At 58.8% G+C, this 21,405-nt stretch carries 21 protein-coding genes; 6 read left to right on the top strand and 15 right to left on the bottom strand.

Annotated elements, in window-relative coordinates; all coding sequences use genetic code 11:
- Positions 1-28: 28 nt before the first annotated feature.
- The 4 genes from AC6I7A_RS04955 to AC6I7A_RS04940 form a co-directional block, all read right to left on the bottom strand.
- Complete coding sequence (locus AC6I7A_RS04955; RefSeq protein WP_058956322.1) at positions 29-865, bottom strand: Cof-type HAD-IIB family hydrolase; 837 nt, start codon at positions 863-865, stop codon at positions 29-31.
- A gap of 102 nt (positions 866-967) precedes the next feature.
- Entirely contained in the window at positions 968-1,459 is a 492-nt protein-coding gene (locus AC6I7A_RS04950) for an RcnB family protein (RefSeq protein ID WP_058956323.1), read from the bottom strand.
- Between the two features lie 247 nt (positions 1,460-1,706).
- Positions 1,707-2,804: an ABC transporter substrate-binding protein gene (locus AC6I7A_RS04945; RefSeq protein WP_058956324.1), complete on the bottom strand. Its 1,098-nt coding sequence runs from the start codon at positions 2,802-2,804 to the stop codon at positions 1,707-1,709.
- Between the two features lie 199 nt (positions 2,805-3,003).
- Positions 3,004-4,290, bottom strand: coding sequence for an HAAAP family serine/threonine permease (locus AC6I7A_RS04940; RefSeq protein ID WP_058956325.1), 1,287 nt, complete (start codon positions 4,288-4,290; stop codon positions 3,004-3,006).
- 364 nt (positions 4,291-4,654) lie between these two features.
- Here AC6I7A_RS04940 and AC6I7A_RS04935 point away from each other — a divergent pair, with 364 nt between their 5' ends.
- Both AC6I7A_RS04935 and AC6I7A_RS04930 read left to right on the top strand, forming a co-directional pair.
- The gene (locus AC6I7A_RS04935) at positions 4,655-5,245 is read left to right on the top strand and encodes a hypothetical protein (RefSeq protein ID WP_058956326.1); all 591 of its coding nucleotides are present in this window, start codon (positions 4,655-4,657) and stop codon (positions 5,243-5,245) included.
- 149 nt (positions 5,246-5,394) lie between these two features.
- Entirely contained in the window at positions 5,395-6,588 is a 1,194-nt protein-coding gene (locus tag AC6I7A_RS04930) for a zinc-dependent alcohol dehydrogenase (protein ID WP_058956327.1), read from the top strand.
- Positions 6,589-6,657: 69 nt separating this feature from the next.
- On the opposite strand, the gene AC6I7A_RS04925 is transcribed toward AC6I7A_RS04930, so the two are convergent.
- The gene (locus AC6I7A_RS04925; RefSeq protein WP_009091537.1) at positions 6,658-6,864 is read right to left on the bottom strand and encodes a hypothetical protein; all 207 of its coding nucleotides are present in this window, start codon (positions 6,862-6,864) and stop codon (positions 6,658-6,660) included.
- Between the two features lie 187 nt (positions 6,865-7,051).
- Between AC6I7A_RS04925 and AC6I7A_RS04920 the strand changes: the two genes are divergently transcribed.
- Positions 7,052-7,777, top strand: a complete 726-nt coding sequence (locus tag AC6I7A_RS04920; protein ID WP_058956328.1) for a GNAT family N-acetyltransferase — start codon at positions 7,052-7,054, stop codon at positions 7,775-7,777.
- A 14-nt stretch (positions 7,778-7,791) separates the two neighbouring features.
- On the opposite strand, the gene AC6I7A_RS04915 is transcribed toward AC6I7A_RS04920, so the two are convergent.
- Positions 7,792-8,484: a DUF421 domain-containing protein gene (locus AC6I7A_RS04915; protein ID WP_046101399.1), complete on the bottom strand. Its 693-nt coding sequence runs from the start codon at positions 8,482-8,484 to the stop codon at positions 7,792-7,794.
- Positions 8,485-9,087: 603 nt separating this feature from the next.
- On the opposite strand from AC6I7A_RS04915, the gene AC6I7A_RS04910 reads away from it, so the two are divergent.
- On the top strand, positions 9,088-12,849 hold the full coding sequence (locus AC6I7A_RS04910; RefSeq protein ID WP_058956329.1) for an NAD(P)-binding protein: 3,762 nt from the start codon (positions 9,088-9,090) through the stop codon (positions 12,847-12,849).
- A gap of 14 nt (positions 12,850-12,863) precedes the next feature.
- On the opposite strand, the gene AC6I7A_RS04905 is transcribed toward AC6I7A_RS04910, so the two are convergent.
- Positions 12,864-13,193 (bottom strand): hypothetical protein, encoded by a 330-nt coding sequence (locus AC6I7A_RS04905; protein ID WP_009091543.1) that lies wholly within the window; start codon positions 13,191-13,193, stop codon positions 12,864-12,866.
- A gap of 352 nt (positions 13,194-13,545) precedes the next feature.
- On the opposite strand from AC6I7A_RS04905, the gene AC6I7A_RS04900 reads away from it, so the two are divergent.
- On the top strand, positions 13,546-14,772 hold the full coding sequence (locus AC6I7A_RS04900; RefSeq protein ID WP_009091545.1) for an AI-2E family transporter: 1,227 nt from the start codon (positions 13,546-13,548) through the stop codon (positions 14,770-14,772).
- A gap of 293 nt (positions 14,773-15,065) precedes the next feature.
- On the opposite strand, the gene AC6I7A_RS04895 is transcribed toward AC6I7A_RS04900, so the two are convergent.
- The 3 genes from AC6I7A_RS04895 to AC6I7A_RS04885 form a co-directional block, all read right to left on the bottom strand.
- A complete protein-coding gene (locus AC6I7A_RS04895; RefSeq protein ID WP_033736382.1) occupies positions 15,066-15,383 on the bottom strand; it encodes a KPN_00521 family repetitive protein in 318 nt (105 codons plus the stop codon).
- A gap of 138 nt (positions 15,384-15,521) precedes the next feature.
- Positions 15,522-15,947: a DUF4186 domain-containing protein gene (locus AC6I7A_RS04890; RefSeq protein ID WP_058956330.1), complete on the bottom strand. Its 426-nt coding sequence runs from the start codon at positions 15,945-15,947 to the stop codon at positions 15,522-15,524.
- A gap of 12 nt (positions 15,948-15,959) precedes the next feature.
- On the bottom strand, positions 15,960-16,232 hold the full coding sequence (locus AC6I7A_RS04885; protein ID WP_058956331.1) for a cupin domain-containing protein: 273 nt from the start codon (positions 16,230-16,232) through the stop codon (positions 15,960-15,962).
- 170 nt (positions 16,233-16,402) lie between these two features.
- Here AC6I7A_RS04885 and AC6I7A_RS04880 point away from each other — a divergent pair, with 170 nt between their 5' ends.
- Positions 16,403-17,299 carry a lipid kinase gene (locus tag AC6I7A_RS04880; protein ID WP_058956332.1) on the top strand — a complete coding sequence of 299 codons (897 nt, stop codon included), beginning with the start codon at positions 16,403-16,405 and terminating at the stop codon, positions 17,297-17,299.
- 19 nt (positions 17,300-17,318) lie between these two features.
- Here AC6I7A_RS04880 and AC6I7A_RS04875 read toward each other — a convergent pair whose 3' ends face one another.
- The 5 genes from AC6I7A_RS04875 to AC6I7A_RS04855 form a co-directional block, all read right to left on the bottom strand.
- Positions 17,319-17,552, bottom strand: coding sequence for a BssS family protein (locus tag AC6I7A_RS04875; RefSeq protein ID WP_009091549.1), 234 nt, complete (start codon positions 17,550-17,552; stop codon positions 17,319-17,321).
- Between the two features lie 175 nt (positions 17,553-17,727).
- Positions 17,728-18,177, bottom strand: a complete 450-nt coding sequence (locus tag AC6I7A_RS04870; protein ID WP_009091550.1) for a DUF421 domain-containing protein — start codon at positions 18,175-18,177, stop codon at positions 17,728-17,730.
- A 12-nt stretch (positions 18,178-18,189) separates the two neighbouring features.
- The gene (locus tag AC6I7A_RS04865) at positions 18,190-18,705 is read right to left on the bottom strand and encodes a hypothetical protein (RefSeq protein ID WP_046101394.1); all 516 of its coding nucleotides are present in this window, start codon (positions 18,703-18,705) and stop codon (positions 18,190-18,192) included.
- Between the two features lie 59 nt (positions 18,706-18,764).
- The gene (locus AC6I7A_RS04860; RefSeq protein WP_058956333.1) at positions 18,765-19,700 is read right to left on the bottom strand and encodes a cytochrome d ubiquinol oxidase subunit II; all 936 of its coding nucleotides are present in this window, start codon (positions 19,698-19,700) and stop codon (positions 18,765-18,767) included.
- A 9-nt stretch (positions 19,701-19,709) separates the two neighbouring features.
- On the bottom strand, positions 19,710-21,074 hold the full coding sequence (locus tag AC6I7A_RS04855; RefSeq protein ID WP_058956334.1) for a cytochrome ubiquinol oxidase subunit I: 1,365 nt from the start codon (positions 21,072-21,074) through the stop codon (positions 19,710-19,712).
- Between the last annotated feature and the right edge of the window lie 331 nt (positions 21,075-21,405).

The following is a 21,405-nucleotide window of genomic DNA, read 5'->3' as shown; positions in this document are numbered from 1 at the left end:
CTGCCCTTCCGAAAACCGCGTCTGCCCGTTACGCGGGCAGGTTTCCGAATGGCCCCTCACCGGCCAGCATCTGCTCAATCACCTGCAGCACGCCCTCTTCGTTATTAGCAGGGGCAGCATAGCGTGCTGCCTGCTTCACCCGCTGTGGCGCGTTAGCCATGGCAAAACTGAAACCAGACTGCTTAAGCATCTCCAGATCGTTGCCGCCATCACCAAACGCCAGCACCTGGTCGTGTGTGATGCCCCAGCGCGTGGCGAGCAGATCCAGGCCATGCGCTTTATGATTGCCCGGCACAATCAGGTCAACGGAGCCGTGTCCGCTTGAGGTTGCGGCCACACGACCATGATGCAGCCGCTCGATATCCGCCATCAGCGGCTCGATAGCGTCGTCAGAGAGATTCAGTGCGAACTTGAACAACCGATCATGCTGCACCTCATCCAGATGCTGAATCGGCTTCAGGCGATGACAGTAGTGACGCATCTTTTTCAGCCAGCTCTCTTCCATGCCGTCAAAGTAGTACGCACTTTCGCGTCCACACAGCAGATAACGCAGGCCGGGATAGTTGCCGTTTTGCAGGGTGTTGATGACCGCTTCGACATCGCGGCGGTCAAAGGCGCCGCAGAACAGCTCCTCATCACGGTCGATAATCCATGCGCCGTTTTCCGCCACAAAGGCGATATCGCTGGCGACCTCCGGAAAAAAGGATTTGAGCTGGTAGTACTGATTACCGCTGGCCACGACAAATTTGATGTCGCGGGCGGTGAGTTGCTGGTAGCAGGCGAGAAACCGGGATCGATTGTACTGCTTGTTGTCGTCCAGAAAAGTGCCATCCATATCAACCGCAACCATCTTAACCGTCGTCATCATGACTCCTTACACAGGGAGAATGTCAGTGTGGAGTCTCAGGATAGACGCTGGCGGCGCAAAACGGAAAGAAAGCGGGATGGCCGCCGCCATCCCGCGGGATCAATTCAGTGCGTTGTTCAGCAGCAGTGAGGTGATAATGCCGGTTGCCGCCGCAATCAGCACATAGTTGCCGTTGATGTCTGCCCAGTGTTCCCCCTGCGGAGGTTCAGGCAGTCCGCGCGCATCCCAGTCGTCAACGCGGTAACGGTCGTCACAATAGGCTCGCGGGATCGCATGGCCACGGCGAAACTCATGTCCCTGCCAGGCGAATGCGTCGCGCGGCTCATATCGCCCTCTGTCGTGACGGAAGCGCTCGTCATCATGACGCGCATGTTCAATCTCATGACGTTCCCGCTCCTCATGACGATGGCGGTCGTCGCGGTCACGATCCGGATGCGGGCCGGGCCCCCACGCATCCGGGCCAGGGCCATCATTCTGATGAGGCACCGGCGGGTGGTGCGGATCGCCGCGATCGTCTGCCAGCGTGGTCTGAGAAAAGAGCGTGCTGCATGTCAAAAGTGAAGCGATAAGCGTTAATGTTGTTTTTTTCATGGTACTGCCTCCGAAAATAACGGCTGTCAGGCACCGTTGATCGGCATCATGGCAATAATCCTGTATGGCAACATCTGTATAATTCTTAAAAACCGCCAATTTACAGACCATTACGCGTAATTATCACTTTCTTAACACTAAAGACCGCCCTGCCCGCTGGCTGATCGGCGCATCAGACAAAACGCCGATCGCCGCTGCCAGCGAAAACGTGTGTCAGGGTACGAAACCGCACCCTGACAGGGGCCGGTTATGGCGTACTGAGGATCACGGACGCGTCAGGTAATCCTGTAAAGTGCGTCACGATGTGGTGGTAATCCGCCGTGGGGTCGAGGTCACGAAACTGTTGCGGATAGAGATCTTTCGCCAGAATCTCCATCCCGATAATGTTGTAGGGATGGTTATAGAAGTGATGGTAAACGCCATAGACGCGCTGCTCTCTGACCGGGGCGATCTGCGCCAGCCCCGTGCGGCTCAGTAAGCGCTTAAAGGTCGCGGTCACCTCGGTCTGATTCGCGCCGTAACCAAACGGCAGCACATTGCTGTTCGGCCGCTTTGAGCCGGTCATGATGTAGACATCCGGCTTCATGGCGATGATCTTCTCCAGCGAAACAAAGCCGGAACTGCCGGGCAGCAGTTCAGAGCCAATATTTTTGCCGCCTACCGCCTCCACCAGCGCGCCCCAGCCGTTGTGTCCGTGGGTAAAGCAGCAGTTGTCGCTGTTACCGGCAATCGGCTCAACAAAAACCGTCGGCTTGTGCGGAACCTGGGCGATCTTCTCCTGAAGCGCCTGCCAGCGCTGCTGATAAAAATCGGCGTAGTCTTTTGCTTCAGCTTCACGGTTCAGCACCGTGCCGAGCACGCTCACGCTCTTCAGGGTGTTCTCTTTCGGATGCAGCTCATCATCGAGGAACAGTACCGGGATGTGCAGATTTTTCAGGGTGGCCAGCACGCCTGATTGTGTCAGCGCGGGTTTAGCACGCAGCTGCGCAATCATCAGATCGGGCTGCTTCGCCAGCACGCTCTCCAGGTTGACCTGGCCCTGATCGTTAAAGCCCATATCCACAATTGAGGTCGCCTGAGGCCAGCGCTGCTTCAGCAGATCCCAGGTCTGAGTGTCCTGCTTTTTCGGCAGATTGTTCCAGGCCACGACCCGCTGAAACGGATTCTGTCGATCCAGCAGTGCCAGCGTCATGACGTCGCGGCCATCCTGCAGAATCACATGCTGAGGCTCTTTCTGCAGCGTAATTTTCTGTCCATCCATATCGGTCACGGTGACCGGATAAGTGGTGGCCGCGCAGGCGGTCGACAGCAAAAGTGTGGTGGCAGCAGCCATCCCGATCTTCATGTTCATCCTGTCCTTTAAAGGAATAATAATTATTCGCGTTAACTCTACCATGTCACTCTGTAACAACTGTAACCATTGCTAACCAGATACTTCAGTCGGGCAGGAGACAGGGGATGAGCCGGATTCGGACGCGCGGGAGGCGTGTATGACAGGGGGAACGTCAGGAGCCTCCCGGAGGAGGCATCTGCCGTAGGCAGGATTACTTCACCAGCGAATAGAAAATAGCGGAGATGGCAATCACTCCGATCAGCACCACAAACAGGTTGCTGATTTTTCCGCTGTACTGACGCATTGCCGGGACTTTCTGAATGGCGTACATCGGCATCAGGAACAGGATCATGGCAATGACCGGCCCGCCCAGCGTCTCAATCATGCCGAGAATATTCGGGTCCAGCGTTGCCACCAGCCAGGTTGTCAGCAGCATAAAGAGTGACGTCAGGCGATTCAGTCTGGCTGGCGCGATCGCTTTACCGCGACTGCGCAGCGCTTTATTAACCATGCCGTTGAACCCTTCGCGCGCGCCAAGGTAGTGACCCAGGAACGATTTGGTGATCGCCACCACCGCGATCAGCGGGCCCAGCCAGGCAATCATCGGCACCTGAAAGTGGTTCGCCAGATAGGAGAGAATCGTGATGTTCTGCGCCTTGGCCGCATGCAGATCCTCAGGCGACAGGCTCAGCACGCAGCTGAAGACAAAGAACATCACTGTCACCACCATCATCAGGTGTGAGCAGGCCAGAATGCACGAGCACTTTTTCTCAGCGGCGTCGCCATACTCTTCGCGCTTCGCCAGCGCAAAGGAGGAGATAATGGGAGAGTGGTTAAAGGAGAAGACCATCACCGGGATCGCCAGCCACAGCGTCATCCACAGGCTGCTGCCTGCAGGCTGAACGGTCAGCGTGGAGAGCGCCGCGCCGTGCCAGTGTGGGATCAGATAGCAGGCCATCAGCATCAGCACCGCGACAAAGGGGTAGACCAGCACGCTCATCGCTTTGACAATCATCTTCTCGCCAAAGCGCACAATGGTCATCAGCCCGACAATCAGCAGCAGCGACAGCAGCGCACGCGGCGGCGGCACCAGCCCCAGCTGATTCACCATCAGACTCTCGACCGTATTGGTAATCGCAACGCTGTACATCAGCAGAATCGGGTAGATGGCGAAGAAATAGAGCAGCGTAATCAGCTTGCCCGCCCCGACGCCGAAATGCTCCTCAACAACCTCGGTGATATCACCGGCCGGGTTTTTGCCGGAGAGGACAAAGCGGGTCAGCGCGCGGTGCGCATAAAAGGTCAGCGGAAACGCCAGTATCGCCATAATGATCAGCGGGATGAGGCCGCCGACGCCCGCATTAATCGGCAGGAACAGGACGCCCGCACCAATCGCAGTGCCGTATAAACCCAGCATCCACATGGTGTCGGTTTTACGCCATCCCATATCGACGTCACTTTCAAGCGCGCCCAGCGTGCCAGTTTGCGTGGTTTTCATCAGATATTCCGTGTTAAAAGCGCCAGTACCCTGGACCGCTGAAAGAGGTGTCGTTCCCTGCTTTCCGGCCCGGTCGCAGCGGAACCTGCGCGCGTGATGCTGCCAAAGTACATGCACAGGTAATCGTTTGCGTGCGCCACTTTTTACACTACCTGACGATAAAAGTTCAAGCTGCACCGACAAACGCGCACAGATCGCTGAAATAACCGTCAGGTTGTGCAGAGTGACTGCGGGGCAGATCATGCCATCTTTAAGGCGCGTTTACCGCACTAAAAAAGGTGATCCCTGTAACGATTAAGCGTAACGGGCTACGCTTTAACTCTGACGGGTCGCGAGGGTGGCGACGCAAATACGGGAGAAGAGAATGAAAATTGCCTGTCTGGGCTGGGGATCGTTAATCTGGAAAACCGGCGCGCTGCCGGTCGCCAGTGAGTGGCATCATGATGGTCCCGCCGTACCGGTGGAATTTGTGCGCATCAGTGATGGCGGTGAGCTCTCCACGGCAATCTGTCTGAATGCCAGTCCGGTGCCGGTGTGCTGGGCCTGGCTGAATACCGCTTCACTGGAGCGGGCCTGCCAGGCGCTGCGGCTTCGTGAGGCCATTCCGGACAACCGCGTCGATGGCGTCGGGATGATCTCGGTGACAGATAACGCCACAGGCCCGCTGGCGGCGTGGGCGCAGGCCAGAGGGATTGAAGGTCTCATCTGGACTGATTTGCCCGCCCGCATGGCCGGTGTCGAAGGCCAGATACCGACGCTGGGTCAGGCGCGGCACTATCTGCAGCAGCTGAGCGGTGAAACGCGGGAACACGCTTTCCGCTACATTGAACAGGTACCGGCGCAAATCGACACGGCTTATCGTCGCGCCTTTGCCGATCTGATGCGGTGGCAGCCCGATGCGCCCCTCGTCACGGTTGCTGACACCCGGACATCCCCTCCCTGCCAGCCCGGCTGAGACGGGGCTTTCTCCTGCACCGCTCTGCTTACTCTTCTGAGGGTGACTACACTTCACGCAGGTTGAGGCTCAGATATCGCAACACTTCCCCGCGAGTGGTCACGGCTCACGGTCTGACCGCCCTCCCCTTATCAGCAGGAGATGAACAGATGAAAGCATTAACCTACCACGGCCCGCATAAAGTCAGCGTGGATAACGTCCCCGATCCCGGCCTGGAGGCCGCAGATGACATCATTCTGCGTGTGACCGCCACGGCCATTTGTGGGTCAGACCTCCACCTCTATCGCGGCAAAATTCCCGGTACCGGCCACGGTGATATCTTTGGCCATGAGTTTATGGGCGAAGTGGTTGAGACAGGCAGTGCGGTCACGGCCGTCGCCAAAGGCGATCGGGTGGTCATCCCGTTCGTTATCGCCTGTGGCGACTGCTTTTTCTGCCTGCTTAATCAGTATGCCGCCTGTGAGAACACCAACAGCGGCCGGGGTGCCATCCTGAACCGCAAAAATATTACTCCGCCGGCCGCGCTGTTTGGCTTCAGCAAACTTTACGGTGGTGTGCCCGGCGGACAGGCTGAGTATGTCCGGGTGCCTAAAGCCAACACCGGCCCGTTTAAAGTGCCGCCGGTGCTGTCGGATGAGAAAGTGCTTTTTCTCTCCGATATCCTGCCGACCGCCTGGCAGGCGGTGAAAAATGCCGAGGTCAGACCCGGTTCCAGCGTGGCTATTTTCGGTGCCGGGCCGGTGGGGCTGCTCAGCGCCGCCTGCGCCCGCCAGCAGGGGGCCGAACAGATCTACATGATCGACCACAACAGCTACCGCTTAAACTTTGCCCGTGAACGCTATGGCGTTATCCCGATTAACTTCGATGAAATTGATGACCCGGCAGGCTGGATCATCGAACAGAGCGCCGGCAATCGCGGGGTGGATGCGGTGATTGATGCCGTGGGCTTTGAGGCGAAAGGCAGCCTGACGGAAACCGTGCTCAGCAACCTCAAACTGGAGGGCAGCAGCGGTAAAGCGTTGCGCCAGTGTATTGCGGCGGTGCGGCGTGGCGGTATCGTCAGCGTGCCGGGCGTTTACGCCGGTTTTATTCACGGCTTCCTGTTTGGTGACGCCTTCGACAAAGGGCTGACCTTTAAGATGGGACAGACCCACGTTCACGCCTATCTGCCTGACCTGCTTAAGCTGATTGAGCAGGGCCACCTGACACCGGAAGAGATTGTGACCCATCATCTGCCGCTGGAGGATGCGGCCCGCGGCTACGATATTTTCAACAAACGGGAAGAGGAGTGCCGCAAGGTGATTCTGGTGCCTGGCCTGTCACCCACGCAGGCCACCCTATAACCTGCGGGTCTGACGCGTTCAGATTCGGCTCTCTGGTGCCCAGGCAGCGTGCTCTGCCGGGGCGTTATCTTAAAACGGCCTGCGTTGCAGAGTGCTCCGCCCCTCCCGTCCCTCCAGCAGATGTTCATCCGGCGTATCCGCCGTATCCACCTGGCTCCCCTGTTCCAGCAGTCGCGCACTGCGTGAATGGGGATGACTTTCGCTAATCACCTGTTGTGAAAACGCGCCAAACGATAACAGTAAAAAAAGTAACCCACTGGCCAGCCTCACTTTCATACGCACACCTCTTTGATAACGGTGACGCTATGCTGCCCGAAGCGTTTTCATTTTCTGTCAGTAACAGGCAAAGTTATGTGGCAACCGGGAACAAGCTGCAACGCGTTTAGCTGCGGTTCAGGCTAACCCGTCAGAACGGCGGATCTTCCCCCTCGTATACCGTCCGTTTTTTTTCAGGAGGATGCTATTGAACATCAATCAGTTTAATCAGCCGGTCGGCGAGGCTCTGCCCGAGTGGCAGCCGGTTGCCAGACCGCCCCGCGCACCACTGTCGGGTCAGCATTGCCTGCTTCTGCCACTGAGTCTCGATCATGCTGAACCGCTGTTTCACGCATTCATGCAGGCAAAAGATGATCGCGACTGGACATGGCTGAGTGCAGAACGACCCACGTCACTATCACAGATGCAGCGCTGGATTGCGGATAAAGTAGCGGACGCGGCGCTGATCCCCTTTTCAGTCTGTACGCTGGAGCAGCAGCCTTATGGTGTCGTCTGCTTCGCCAGCATTGAGCAGGAACATGGCACCATTGAAATTGGTCACGTGACATGGTCGCCGCTGATGCAGCGCACTGTTATCGGCAGCGAAGCGATTTTTCTGCTGCTGCAGCAGGCTTTTTCACTCGGCTATCGTCGGGTAGCGTGGCGCTGTGATTCAACTAACGTCGCGTCACGGCGGGCAGCAGAACGACTCGGGTTCCGCTTTGAGGGCCGCTTTCGCCAGGTCATGACACGTAAACAGCGCAACCGCGATACCGACTGGATGTCGATTATCGATCGTGAATGGCCGGCCGTTCAGTGTGCCCTGAGTTCGTGGCTGAGTACGGAAAATTTCACGGCCCAGGGTCAGCAAAAGCGACCGCTCAGTGCCTGCTTCGCCGACGTTAAACCGGGCGATGGGAAGGCTGAAAGCTGAGCTGAGGCGGGCCATCAGTGCAACCGGCGCACGGTCAGCGCCACAGACCAGCGCTGGCGCTGGCAGCGCGGACAGACCGCCTGCTGCTCTGCCTCAATGGTCCGGGTCTGGCCGCAATGGGTGCAGGCATAAAGCCCGCTCGTCGGGACCGTGCTGTAATCCTGCCGGTGCGCGGGAGGCAGCACGCTTAACCCGGCGCGCATCGCATCGTCGTCATAGAAATAGAGGCTCAGCTGGCCATCGACCTCCACCAGCGCCAGGCGGATCTGCCCCAGATGTTCCACGCCGCTCTGCCGCAACTCCATATAGAACTCATCTTCGGAAATATTCAGCCGATCCAGACTTTCCAGCACATATAGCCCGTCTTTAATCAGGGTAATCACATCCCCCTGAATCAGCCGTGAAAAGCGCGGACTAAGCGCCGTCAGCCAGGTGGTCAGACGGTAGAGCGACAGCAGAACCACAAACACCATAATGACCGGCAGCACCGGCACATCATCATAAAACGTCACGTCACCCGAGGCGGAACCCAGCGTCAGGATCACCACCAGTTCAAACAGAGACAGCTGACGCACGCCGCGCCGCCCGGAGACTTTGAGAAAGGTAAATACCACCAGATAAGCGATCAGGACACGCGCCACCACCTCAAACAAAAAGGTGGCGGGCTGATCGTTGAGCAAAAAACGGTGCCAGTCGAATGAGAACATAGTCTGCTAAACATCCTGTTTTAAAGGGGGCGTCTCTTCGCCGCCGCCGATTGATTGGCCCGCAGATCCAGGCCAGCGATACGTCAAGCTTGTCGCCTGTTCGCCAAAAGGCAAGCGAAGCTGTAAGCCTGAAGCGGGCGAGTCTGACCGTTCTGCAGGCTGCGGAAAAGGTTAACAAAGCTGAAAAAGGGACAGCCTCGCCTCACGCTGCGCTTATTTTGCTGGCGACTGAAACGGAAGCAAAAATTTCCTTTTTCTGGCTGGCTGCTTTTTGCCGCTGCGTTTTTTCTTTTTACTTCAATAATTTGCCAAGAACATTACCCAGCCTATACTTTCCAGTAAGGCTTCCACCTCATCACTTAACATTCAGAGAAGCCACTCTTTTTCCTGCCGATAGCGCTGTCTGTAAAACCTGCTATCTCACTCGTCCATTTTGCAACAGGTGCTGATGCCTGCCATTCAGCGTCTGTGGCTTATGGCAGGGATCGCCCGTTCGTTGAGAGTGGCCCGACCGGCCAGTCTGCTTTGCATACCCATAACGCCCTGACCCGTTTCACGACGGCGCGTCAGCGGGAAGCGTGTTGCTTTTTTTCGGGAGATGCCATGACGCCTTTTTCCAGTTTCTGGCAGGCGGGTTACGAAGGGGCCGATCATATCAATCCTGCCGGTCTTGCGCTGTCGATGAACGATCTGAATCAGCATCAGAGCCGTGCAGCAGCGGATTATGCCGCCCTGGCCCCCTTTTCTCTTCGCACGGTGCGCGAAAGCGTGGGCTGGCGGCTGTGTGAACGCAATGGACGCTATGACTTCTCGACCGTCGCAGCGCGGATGGTGGCCGCACGTGAGCAGGGTATTCAGCTCAGCTGGACACTCTGTCACTACGGCTGGCCCGCTGACGTCACGCTGTTCAGTGATGACTTTGTCAGCCGGTTTGCCGCCTTCTGCGGCGCTCTGGCCCGCTTTCTCGCCCCCTGGTATTCGTCTGCGCCGGTCTATTCACCGATGAATGAGATCTCTTTCCTCAGCTGGGGCATCTCCGTCGGGGTTTTCCCCTGTGAGGCGATCCCTGAACCCGATCGGGCGGATGCCGCCAAGCGTCAGCTGGTGCGGGCTACGCTGGCGGCCTGTGATGCGATCTGGCAGGCGGATCCGCGCGCCCGCCTGCTGCACTGCGATCCGCTGATCCATATCGTGCCCGATCCCGCCGATCCCGACAGCGACGGGCTGGCACGCGCCCTGTGTGACACCCAGTACCAGGCGTGGGACATGCTGAGCGGCAGACGTGATCCGGAGCTGGGCGGCGCGCCCCGCTATCTCGATCTGGTGGGCGTCAACTATTACCACGACAACCAGTGGGAGCAGGGTTCGAACCAGCGACTCTGGTGGCATCTGGGCGACAGCCGCCGCCTGCCGCTGCATCAGATGCTGCAGCAGGTCTGGCAGCGTTATCAGCGGCCGCTGCTGCTGGCAGAAACCAGCCATGTCGGCAGCGGACGCGGCGCCTGGATCGGCGAGATCGCCGCCCAGGTGGCGCAGGCGCAGCTGGCGGGCGTTGAGATGCTCGGCATCTGCCTCTATCCGATTCTCGATCGTCCCCTCTGGGAGGAGACCACCTTCTGGACCCGCAGCGGGTTATGGGATTTGGACCTGTCAGGGCCCGATCCTTACGCCCGCCAGTTACAGCAGCCTTATGCCGACGCCCTGCGCCAGGCGCAACGCTTTTTGCAGCACATCGTCCCTTCCTCATCCCCCTGTCAGGAGTCTGTCATGAACAAACCCGCTCTTATCGTTTTCAGTCATTTACGCTGGGGCTTTGTTTTCCAGCGCCCGCAGCAGCTTCTGACCCGTCTGGCACAGCACTATCGCGTGCTGTTCGTCGAGGAGCCGGTCTGGCAGGCGGGACCACCTGGCCTGCATCAGAGTTCGCCCGCAGCAAATATCACCGTGATCCAGCCGCATACCCACCACGACGCGCCCGGTTTTCACGACAGCCAGATTGCCCCACTGCTGCTGCTGCTCGCCCCGCTGCTGGAGGAGGATGAGGAGCCGCTGATCTGGTTCTATACCCCCATGGCCCTGCCGCTGCTCACCCCCTTCAAACCCCGGCTGGTGATCTACGATTGCATGGATGAGCTCTCCGCCTTCCACAACGCCCCGCGCCAGTTACAACAGCGCGAATCGGCGCTGATGACCCGCGCCGATCTGGTGTTCACCGGCGGCTCCAGCCTCTATGAAGCAAAGCGCGATAAACATCATCAGGTTTACTGCTTCCCCAGCAGCGTGGATGCCGTCCACTTTGAGCAGGCACGCGATCGCAGTAACCATCATCCGCTTCAGGATGCGATCCCAGCAAAGCGGCTTGGCTATTACGGCGTACTGGATGAGCGTATCGATCTGCCGCTGATTGCCGCGCTGGCGGACAGCCATCCGGAGTGGCAGATCATCATGGTCGGCCCGGTGGTGAAAATCGATCCCGCCAGCCTGCCGCAGCGCGACAACATTCACTGGCTCGGCCAGCAGCCCTATCAGGCGCTGCCGCAGTTCCTGGCGGGCTGGGATGTCTGCCTGATGCCTTTTGCCATTAACGCCTCGACGCGTTTCATCTCGCCCACCAAGGTGCTGGAATACATGGCGGCACAGTTGCCGATTGTCAGTACCGCCATCGTGGACGTGGCGCGACATTACGCTGAAGAAGTGGCGGTGGCAGAGACCCCTGCCGCCTTTATTGCCGCCTGTGAAGAGGCGATGACCCTCAGTGCGGCTGAGCGACTGGCGCTGGCGGGCCGCATGCAGGTAAGAGTGGACGCGACCTCCTGGGATCGCACGGCAGAACAGATACAGGCCCTGATCCAGCAGGCTCTGACGCATCCGCAGCCTGCCGGTGAGCCGGTCACGCCAGCCAGTGCCCAGGCGAACGTGACGCCGTTAACCCCGGCGATGCTGGAGAGCGAAGCGGTGCCCTGCCTGATTGTCGGTGCCGGGCCAACCGGACTGAGCGCCGGTTATCACTATGGTGAAGGCGCGGTGCTGCTGGAGAAAAATGCCACGCCGGGTGGCTGGTGCCGCTCCATTGACGATCGGGGTTTTACCTTCGACTATGCCGGGCACATTATGTTTTCGCAGGACCCCTATGTCCTGCAGCTCTACGAGATGCTGCTCGGCGACAATCTGCACTGGCAGGCGCGTGAGGCCTGGGTCTGGAATGACGGCATCTATACCCGCTATCCCTTTCAGTCGGCGCTGCACGGTCTGCCGGTTGAGGTCGTAAAAGAGTGCGTGCTGGGCGCAATCGAGGCGCGCTATGGCGAAACGGCCGCGCCCGCGGTGCCGCTGGATCGTGCGCGGGCGCGACGGGACTGCTGTGCCGATGGCGCGATAGCGGATGAGGGCAGCCTGGCCGGTGAAGTGGAAGGCGAAGAGGATTTTCAGCACTTTATCCTGCGCACCTGGGGGAAAGGGATCGCACGTCACTTTGCTCTGCCCTATAACCAGAAACTGTGGAAAGTGCCGCTGACTGAGATGGAGACCTCATGGCTGGGCGGACGCGTACCGCTGCCCGACCTGGCGCAGATTATCGATGGCGCACTACAGCCGCTGGCAAAACCGGTGGGGCCTAACGCCCGCTTCGGCTATCCGCTGCGCGGTGGCTTCCAGGCGCTGATGTCCGGCTTTCTGCCGCACCTGAAGTGCAAACTGGAAACGGATGCCACCCTGAGCCGGATTTATCCGCAGGCGCATGTCGCGCTGCTGGCGGATGGACGCCACTACCGCTATGAGCAGTTGATCAGCACCATGCCGCTGCCGGAACTGATTAAACTGATGGGCGATGAGGCGCCGGAGAATGTGCAGCGGGCGGCACAGCAGCTGCAGTTTGTCTCGGTGCGCTGCGTGAACCTGGGCATTGGCCGGGCTGACCTGACCGAAAAACACTGGATTTACTATCCGGGCGACACGCTGTTTCACCGCATCTTTGTGCAGGGCAATGCCAGCCCGCACTGCAATCCCCCCGGCGGGTTCGGCTTAACCTGTGAAATCACCTACAACGCCGCCCATCCGCTGCCGCTGACGGGCGATGCGCTGATTGAACGCTGCCGTCAGGATTGCATCCGGGTCGGGATGATCAGCGAGAGCGATCCGCTGCTCTGCGCCTCAGAGGTCGATATGCCCTACGCCTACGTCATCTACGACCATGCGCGCAGTGCGAACGTGGCGCTGATCCGGCAGTGGCTGCTGACGCAGGATATCCATCTGTCAGGCCGCTACAGTGAGTGGGAATATTACAATTCCGACCACGCTTTCCTCGCCGGTAAGCGCGCCGCCGAAAATGTCCGGCTGCAGCATGTCAGCGAGCGGACACGCGGCTGACCCGACGCAGCCAGCTACGCAAGAGGCTGGCTGCACTTCGCGGCTTTCAGCGACTGCAACTGGCTGACGCGCCGCGCCACCTTCTGGCTGGCATTGTATTTTGCAATGCCATTACCCAGACCAAAATCGCCGACGAAGCCCAGCACGGTCAGGGCGTCAAACCGCCCGGTCTGCTCAATATCGCTCTGTACGCCGTGCGCTTTCACCAGCTCCTGATCCAGCGCGCCACAACTGAGCATCGCCGTCTCTTCCGGCGTCACCGCCGTGGCCTGTGGATAGTGCTTGGTGGCACAGCCTGTCAGCGACAGCGCCAGCAGCGCCGCCAGAATTATCCTGTTATGCATTTTTCATCGCCCGATGTTCACCTCATTAACCGGGTTATCGGCAGATTCCGCCGCGATCATGAGTGACTGACCTACCAATAATGGTTGAAACCGCTACGCTAAGGTAGGATCCCGCGCGTGATGGTCAGTTGCCGTGCATGACTGTCCGGGCGCGACGCCGTGAACGCACATCCGCCGTTCCCCGCTTCTGCCCTGAATTTCAACGCGTTAGCCTGCATGAAGCTGCCACCGGCAGCGTTTAAAGAGTAAAGCCTGATCGATATTCAGTGATGAGCGGTCAGTGCAAGCGAAGCCAGACACGGAAAATTCGTGCTTCGGGTTTATCAGAGTATGTTCCAGATGAGGTTTTTCCATGCGTTTTAAAGGATTGAACATCGGATTTTTCATTTTGATTCTGGCGATCGCCACGTTCGCCTTTTTTGAGGTGCTTTCGCCCTATTTCTCGCCGATTTTATGGGCGGCAATTCTGGCGGTCATTTTCCATCCGCTGAAAAGTTATCTGCGGGGCCGGCTGGGGGAACGCAATGGCCTGGCCGCACTGCTCACCCTGCTCTGCATCTGTCTGATTGTGTTTACGCCGCTGGCCATTATCGCCTCATCGCTGGTGGTCGAGACCAATGCGGTCTATCACAAGCTGCAGACCAACTCGGCGCAGTTCCCGGCAGTTTTTGCCGACCTGCTGCAGCATCTGCCGCGCTGGGCAAAACATTATCTGGCTGAAAATAATCTCGATACCGCCGGAGAGATTCAGCAGAAGCTCTCCTCGTTTGCCCTCAAGGGCGGCCAGTACCTGGCAGGCAGCGCATTCATCATCGGCAGGGGCACCTTCAGCTTTACCGTCGGTTTTGGCGTGATGCTCTATCTGCTGTTCTTCCTGCTGAAAGATGGCTCCTATCTGGTGCATCTGATCCTGGAAGCGCTGCCGCTTTCGACCTACGTCAAGCATCACCTGCTGGTGAAGTTTGCCGCGGTGGCGCGTGCGACGGTCAAAGGCACGGTTGTGGTCGGCATCGTGCAGGGTATTCTCGGCGGGCTGGCCTTCTGGTTCACCGGCATTGACGGCAGTCTGCTATGGGGGGCGCTGATGGCGTTCCTCTCCCTGATCCCGGCCGTCGGCTCCGCCATTATCTGGGTGCCTGCTGCGGTCTTCTTCTTCGCCACCGGTGCCGTGTGGAAAGGCCTCTTCCTGGTCGGTTTCTTCGTGGTGATTGTGGGGCTGGTGGATAACATCCTGCGTCCGCTGCTGGTCGGTAAAGATACCAAAATGCCTGACTACCTGATCCTGATCGCCACGCTGGGCGGGATGGAGATTTACGGCATCAACGGTTTTGTCATCGGTCCGGTGATTGCGGCGCTGTTCATCGCCTGCTGGAACCTGCTCTCCGGTCGCGATAATCGCGAGAACATCGAAGTCATCGACGAAGAGGTGATCGAAGAGGGCAAGAAACAGTCTGAGACCGCCGCCGAGGCCGCGGCAGAAGCCGCCGCCGTTGCGGCCGAAGCAGCGGCTGACGCGGAGATGAAAGTCTCAGCCTTAGCGGCGGCAGAGAAAGAAAAAGCCGCCGCCAGCAAAGCCTGATTTTCTCTGGAAATGAAAAAACCCACCTTTCGGTGAGTTTTCAGAGGCTACAAAATTTAAGACCCGCTTAATCAGGCAGCAATGAAAACGCGCAACGCGTCGGGAACAGCAGAAGAGGAAAGCGTCCCGCGCCAGGGACGGTGCGGGCCGAGCGGCCATGGATGGTATAAGCGACTTTCCGATCTGCCCCTGCTCCCGGGGCAGGCTCAATATCAAAGCAATCTGCCCTGGCATTGCAGCCATAAAAAAACCCACCTTTCGGTGGGTTCTTTTTTATCTGAAATGGTAGCGAATCAGTTGGTCGCTTTGTTTTTCAGATCTTCAGCGCCCTGCTTGGTTTTATCCCAGCCTTTCTCGGCACCTTCTTTCGTTTTATGCCAGCCCTTCTGGGTGCCTTCGCTGATTTTGCTGCCGGTGGTGTGGCTCTTGCCTTCCGCCGCGTGCTCAGATTTCAGCTTCAGCTCTTCGCCCTGATTCTGCGCATGATGCAGTTTTTCTTTAGCGGTATCCGCGCCTTTGTGCGCTTCCGCAACGGTGTTATCGGTAGTGGTAGCAGCAAATACCGGCGAGGCCAGCAAAATAGCAGACAGTGCAATAATTGATTTCTTCATAATTCCCTCTGTATTCATTGTTGCCGTGTAGGTTTTAATCCTGGCATAGCGATTCCAGGAAAGATTTAAGAATAAACCAGGAATGAAAAAGGGCCAGTTTTCACCAGAAAATTCCCTCCGGGGCAGCCTGATCGTCCGCTACCAGAGTGCGAGCTGCGGATCGTCATCCGGCTTCGTCGTCTTTCTGACCACCCGCGCGGGCGGCGCGGGACGCTGCATCTGATCGCTGATCCACTGCAACAGCACTGACACCACATAGGCCTGCTGCTCTGCGCTCAGGGGCTGCTGCTGATCAATATTGTGCCATTTGCTCAGACAGCCACGACAGCAGGTCGCGGTGGCGTGCTGGGCGATAAACACCGGATGACCGCGCATCGGCGTCTGTTTGCCATCACGCGCAGGCCGGGCGGGTGCCAGCCGCTGTGCAACAAATTCTGCGGCATGCTCACGCAACACCGGCTCGCCTTTGCTCAGCGCATAATCATACTCCGCGCGCCCCAGTCGAAAGCGCTGGCGGAATGGCGAGCGCGCCAGGCGGGCAAAGAGATCGTCAGAAACTGTCATACTGCCCGCCCGTCACTTATATTTCCGGCCCGCCAGGTAGCGTACGCCCTGCGGCCCGAACGCCTCACGATGCAGCTCATTCGGCTGCAGGTGAAACGTCTCTCCCGAATGGTAAGTGGTCTCGCCCTGTTCTGTACTGATGGTGATATCACCACTGAGGATCAGGGCCAGTGCTTCAAAGGGATGGACATGATTGTCGAGCTCGGTGGCGGGCGCACGTTCCACCAGCAGTGGCTCGTCAAACCCCTCTCCGGCTAATCGTTTTCTGAATTCATCTTGTGTCATTGTCACTCCTCAATATGGAACCGACCCTGGAAGTGTAGACGATTTTTATCGCCATTTATGGCACGCCGGTGGTTACGTAAAGTAGCGCAAGCAGGGTTGTTCACCGCGCATACCGATGCTGTACTTTCCGCCTCGTGCCAGCCATTTTGACATCAGGATGACGGAAAAATATGTCTCACCCTCTGAAAACCGCCCTGCTGCTGATCAATCCGCGTTCACGTAAAGGCCGCGCGGCGGCCAGCCGGGCCAGGACGCTGCTGACTCAGGCGGGTATCACCCTGCTGCAACCGGCTGAGGAGGAGAGCCGCAGCTACTGCGAACTCATCGCGGCTTATGCCCATCGCATTGATGCGGTGATCGTTGGCGGGGGCGACGGCACGCTTAACGCCGCCGCGCCGGGCGTGATGCAGACCGGCCTGCCGCTGGGGATCCTGCCGCTGGGTACTGCCAACGACTTTGCCCGGACGCTCGGCATCCCCGCCACGCTGGAGCAGGCGGTGCAGATTATCACTGACGGGCAGCTGCGCGCAGTCGATCTGGGGGAGGTGAATCAGCATCTGTTCCTCAACGTCTCCAGCATCGGCTTTTCCGCCGAGCTGGCGCGCAATCTCACCGCAGAATCGAAAAAACGCTGGGGGGTCGGCGGTTATGCTCTGGCGGCGTTGCGGCTGCTGCGTCAGAGCCGTCCGTTCAGCGCCACCCTGATCCATGAGGAGCAGCGCACGCCCATCCGGACCGTTCAGGTTTCCGTGGGCAACGGCCGTTTTTATGGCGGAGGGATGACGGTCGAAGCGCGCGCCGCACCCGACGACGGGCTGCTGGATGTTTACAGTCTGGAGGTCCGGCACAGCTGGCAGCTTATTGCGCTGCTGCCCTTTCTGCGACGGGGTACGCAGGGTCGCTGGCGCAACGTGCGCACCTTCAGCACGACGGCGCTCACCATCGAAACGCGTCGCCCCCACTACATCAATGCAGACGGCGAGATTATCGGACAGACGCCCGCCCATTTCCGCCTGATCGCAGGGGCCATACAGGTTTATGCCCCTGCCGGTCCGACAGCGGAATAGCGGATGTCACATCGCGGGGTTAATGCTGAGTGCCGTTCTTTTCGGCGTCGTTGATCTGCGTGGTGAGGGTGCTGACCAGCTCTTTCGCCATCTCGATGGTCAGGCCGAAAAACAGCGACTCCTGCGCCGATCGCGCGCGCGGGACCTGAGGATCGAGATAGCTGAACTGCAGCACCAGCGCGGCGTGCCCGCTTAACGGGCCGATGTGCCAGCCGGTGACCGGATAGAACGTAAAACGGTTAAAATCATTCACTATATACCTGACTTGTTAAGCATAACGCTGATTGAGTGTCAGGCCAGCTCAGAAAATAAAACACGGTTCGGTTACTCAGCCTGGCGCAGATCGGCTGAATAGCAAGCGAAGCGAGATTCACCCTGCCCGCCGGACGTGGCATCTGCAGCCCGGCGAAACCTGCCGTCTGAGGCGGTCAGCTGTCCGCGCGGGGGATAACCGAAATATGTCCGTTGACCTCCAGCACGGCATACTTAATCTGATCAAACCGTTCCAGTCCCGGTCCGGAACGCGCCGCCTCCAGCACATCGTCAGGATCAATCCCGGTCATCTTCATGCGTTCGGTCAGCAGGTTGCCGTTTTCCACCAGAATCACCGGACCGCCATCGATTGCCTGCTCCACCACCGGAAAGCGGCTTTTCAGTTTTCCCAGTACGATGTCGATCGTCACCAGCGTGATAATCGTCAGCGCCGCGCCCGTCACCGAAAAATCATCGCCCAGCAGCGCCTGCTGCGTGGCTTCGCTGATAATCAGCAGCAGAATCAGATCGAAAGAGGTCATCTGCAACAGCGTGCGTCTGCCCGCAATTTTGAACACCACCATCAGAACCAGGTAGATCGCTGCAGCGCGTAAAACCGTTTCCATAAAGTGCCTCTGTCAGGGATAGATCCATTGGGTAAATCGGGCCGGTGCGTGATCATCGCCCTGAATCGTGACGTGAATCAGGCCCGCATCGCGTGGCTGCAGGCCGAGCCAGATTGCGTGATCCGCCCCGGTGTCACCGGTGGAAAAGGTCAGCCGCAGATCGCTGCCGATCGTCACGGCTTCCAGCGGCTGCGGCTGCAGCGTCTGGATCTGCAGATTATTCAGCGCGCCGCCGCCAATCGTAATCGTGAAGCGATCGCCGGCGGGTGCGTTGTAGCCAATCCGCATATCCATATTGCTTTCGGTCCGGCCGAACCGTTCATATTCAACCTGAAGTGTGCCGTCTGGCGACCGGCTATGACCCTCGCTCAGCACCCCTTTAGAAAAGAGGCCGCACGCCCCCAGAATCACCAGCAGAATTAACAGATACTCCCCTGCCCGCTGAATCAGCCATTCACGCCGTACCCAGCGAAGATCTTCTTTTATCGGGTAGTCCCGACTCACAATGCGATCTTTCTTCACTCTCATTCCCTCTGGTAAGCGTACCCGCTTCTGCAGCACGCTGCCTGAAGCATAGCGGACGGGCATTATTTCGCGCGTCGCTCAACCCAGAACGACCAGCTGTGGTAGAGCAGCGTGAGCGGCATCGCAATCACCGCTCCCACCAGCACAAAACCCTGCGTGACCGGCGAAACGGCGCTGTCGCTGAGCGTAAACTGATAGGGCACAAGCCACGGATAGAGGCCACACAATACGCCGCTAAAGAGTGCGCTAATCAGCATAAGCGTCAGAATGAGTTGCAGTAGCGGCCTGGCGCGCCACAAGGCCACCGGCAGGGCGATCCAGAGCAATACTATCGCGCCTGCTGCGATCCTGCCCGGCGGTCGCTGCCAGCTCTGCCGCCAGAGATCGGCATTGAGATAGAGGTCGGCCAGAAAAATAACCAGCGCCAGCAGCCACCACAGCCAGCTCAGTGCCGCCGCCAGCGGCTGTACCCGCTCACCAATGCGCCAGCCAATCCAGCAGCAGGCCATCAGCGAATTGATCGCCATCAGGCCCGCGCCGCTGAGCAGCGGCACCAGGCTCAGTCCATCCGGCAGGCCGGTCTGCGGCTGAGCGCTGATGATCATGCCGGCGCACCAGCCCTGAATAAAGGTCGCCAGCGCGGAGCTGCCCGCCATGAGGCGATCCAGCCAGCGACGCAGGCGGGGAGAACTCTGAGCGCGATACTCCAGTGCCATCGCCCGCACCAGCAGCGCCAGCAGCATGGCAAACAGTGGAACACTCAGCTGACTGAACAGCAGCGCATAGACCGGCGGAAACAGCGCCAGCAGCCCACCCGCCGCCAGCACCAGCCAGGTTTCATTCGCATCCCACACCGGCAGAATGCTGTGCGTCATCAGTTCACGCTGTTCATCATCGTGAAACCAGCAGAAAAGCATCCCCACGCCCAGATCCGTGCCATCCAGCAGCAGGTAGAGCAGCAGAGAGAGACAGATAATCAGCGCAGAGAGTTCGGCCATGCCACTCTCCTAATGGGGCGTTTTCAGCGCAATCACCACCGGTTCTCCCGATGGCATCTCACCTTTAACCCGGCGCAGCAGATAGCGTAAGCCGAGGGCGAAGGTCAGCGCATAGATCAGCAGCACCGCCACGAAGATGCCCAGCGTGCTGCTGAGTGACAGCGGCGAGACGCTTTGTGCGGTGCGTAACAGGCCATAGACCGTCCACGGCTGACGCCCGACTTCGGTCACGACCCAGCCTGACAGCAGGGCAATAAAGCCCGCCGGTGAGAGCCATGTCAGCCAGCGCAGAAAGCGCCCCGACGTGGTCAGCCCTCCCCGCCAGCGCTGCAGATTCGCCGTCAGCGTGGTCACCAGGATAATCATCCCCAGCCCCACCATCAGGCGAAAAGCGAAAAAGACCGGGAGCACCGGGGGGATGGCATCCGCGGGAAATTCGCTCAGGCTTTTAATGTGGCCGGAGAGGTTGTGGCGCAGATAGAGCGATCCGAGTGCGGGCAGAGTGACCTCCAGAATGTTGCGCTGCGCCTGCTGGTCCGGCAGCGCAAACAGCCGCAGAGGTTCCCCCTCCCCGGGGGCTGGCTGGTGCCAGCTGCCTTCCATCGCAGCCAGTTTAGCGGGCTGGTAGTCGCGGGTGTTTTCACCGTGCAGATCGCCGAGAACGATCTGCAGTGGCACCGCAAACAGCAGCAACGTCAGCGCGCTGTTGAGCATCAGACGCGAAGCCGCTTCCCCGCTGAAATACCGGAGTCGCCACGCCGCCACGCCCGCGATCATCACTGCCACGGCAATCAGCGACCCGACCACCATATGGCTGAAGCGCCACACAAAGGAGGGAGCCTGCAAAAGCGACCGCCAGCTGTCGGCCAGAAAAACCCCGTTCGGATCGCGCGTAAAGCCGACCGGCGTCTGCATCCATGAGTTAGCAGCCAGAATCCAGAAGGCGCTGAGCAGCGCGCCGAACGCCACCAGACAGGTCACGGCAAAATGCACGCCGGGCCGGATTTTGTTGAAACCGAACAGCATCACTCCGGTCAGGGCCGATTCGAGAAAAAACGCGACCAGCACCTCATAGAACATTAATGGCCCAATCACGCCGCCGGCCTGCTGTGAAAAGCGCGCCCAGTGCGTGCCGAACTGAAACTCCATGACGACGCCGGAGGCGGCACCTATCGCCACCGTCAGGGAAAAGAGCGTCAGCCAGAAGTGCAGCGCATCCCGTGCAGCCTGCTGCTTTCCCCACAGCCAGCGCGCCTCAAACCACACCAGAAAGGGGGCCAGTCCCAGCGTCAGCGCCGCCAGCGTAATATGCATGCCCATGGTCAGCGCAAACTGCGTCCGGGCAATTGCCAGCACCCAGTCGCTGTCATTCATGGCGGTATCGTCCCGAAGCCTCAGATCCGCCGGAGTGCGTGACGGATGAGGAGAGACACGCCGCCGCAAGCCGTTCTTTCATCTGATTCTCTCCTGATCTTATTGCCTCTCATCAGCGTCAGGCTTATTTCGCCAGACGGTAAGTCGCCTCTCGTTTTGTCAGTTTATCGTAGTGAAGAAATAAAAATTCAGCCAGCATCGACCGGGAAGGAATAACAGCACGTGCAGAACCGCGTTAATTGCCATCCGGTGAACAGCGATAAAAAAGATATTATCGCCGTATCGGATGCGCTGCGCTTAAATAACGAAAATAAGCATTAAGCGAGGCGGA

This window comes from Type-F symbiont of Plautia stali (assembly GCF_059731105.1).
The sequence above is the reverse complement of the archived record's forward strand: the minus strand, read 5'-3'. Positions and strand labels throughout refer to the sequence as shown.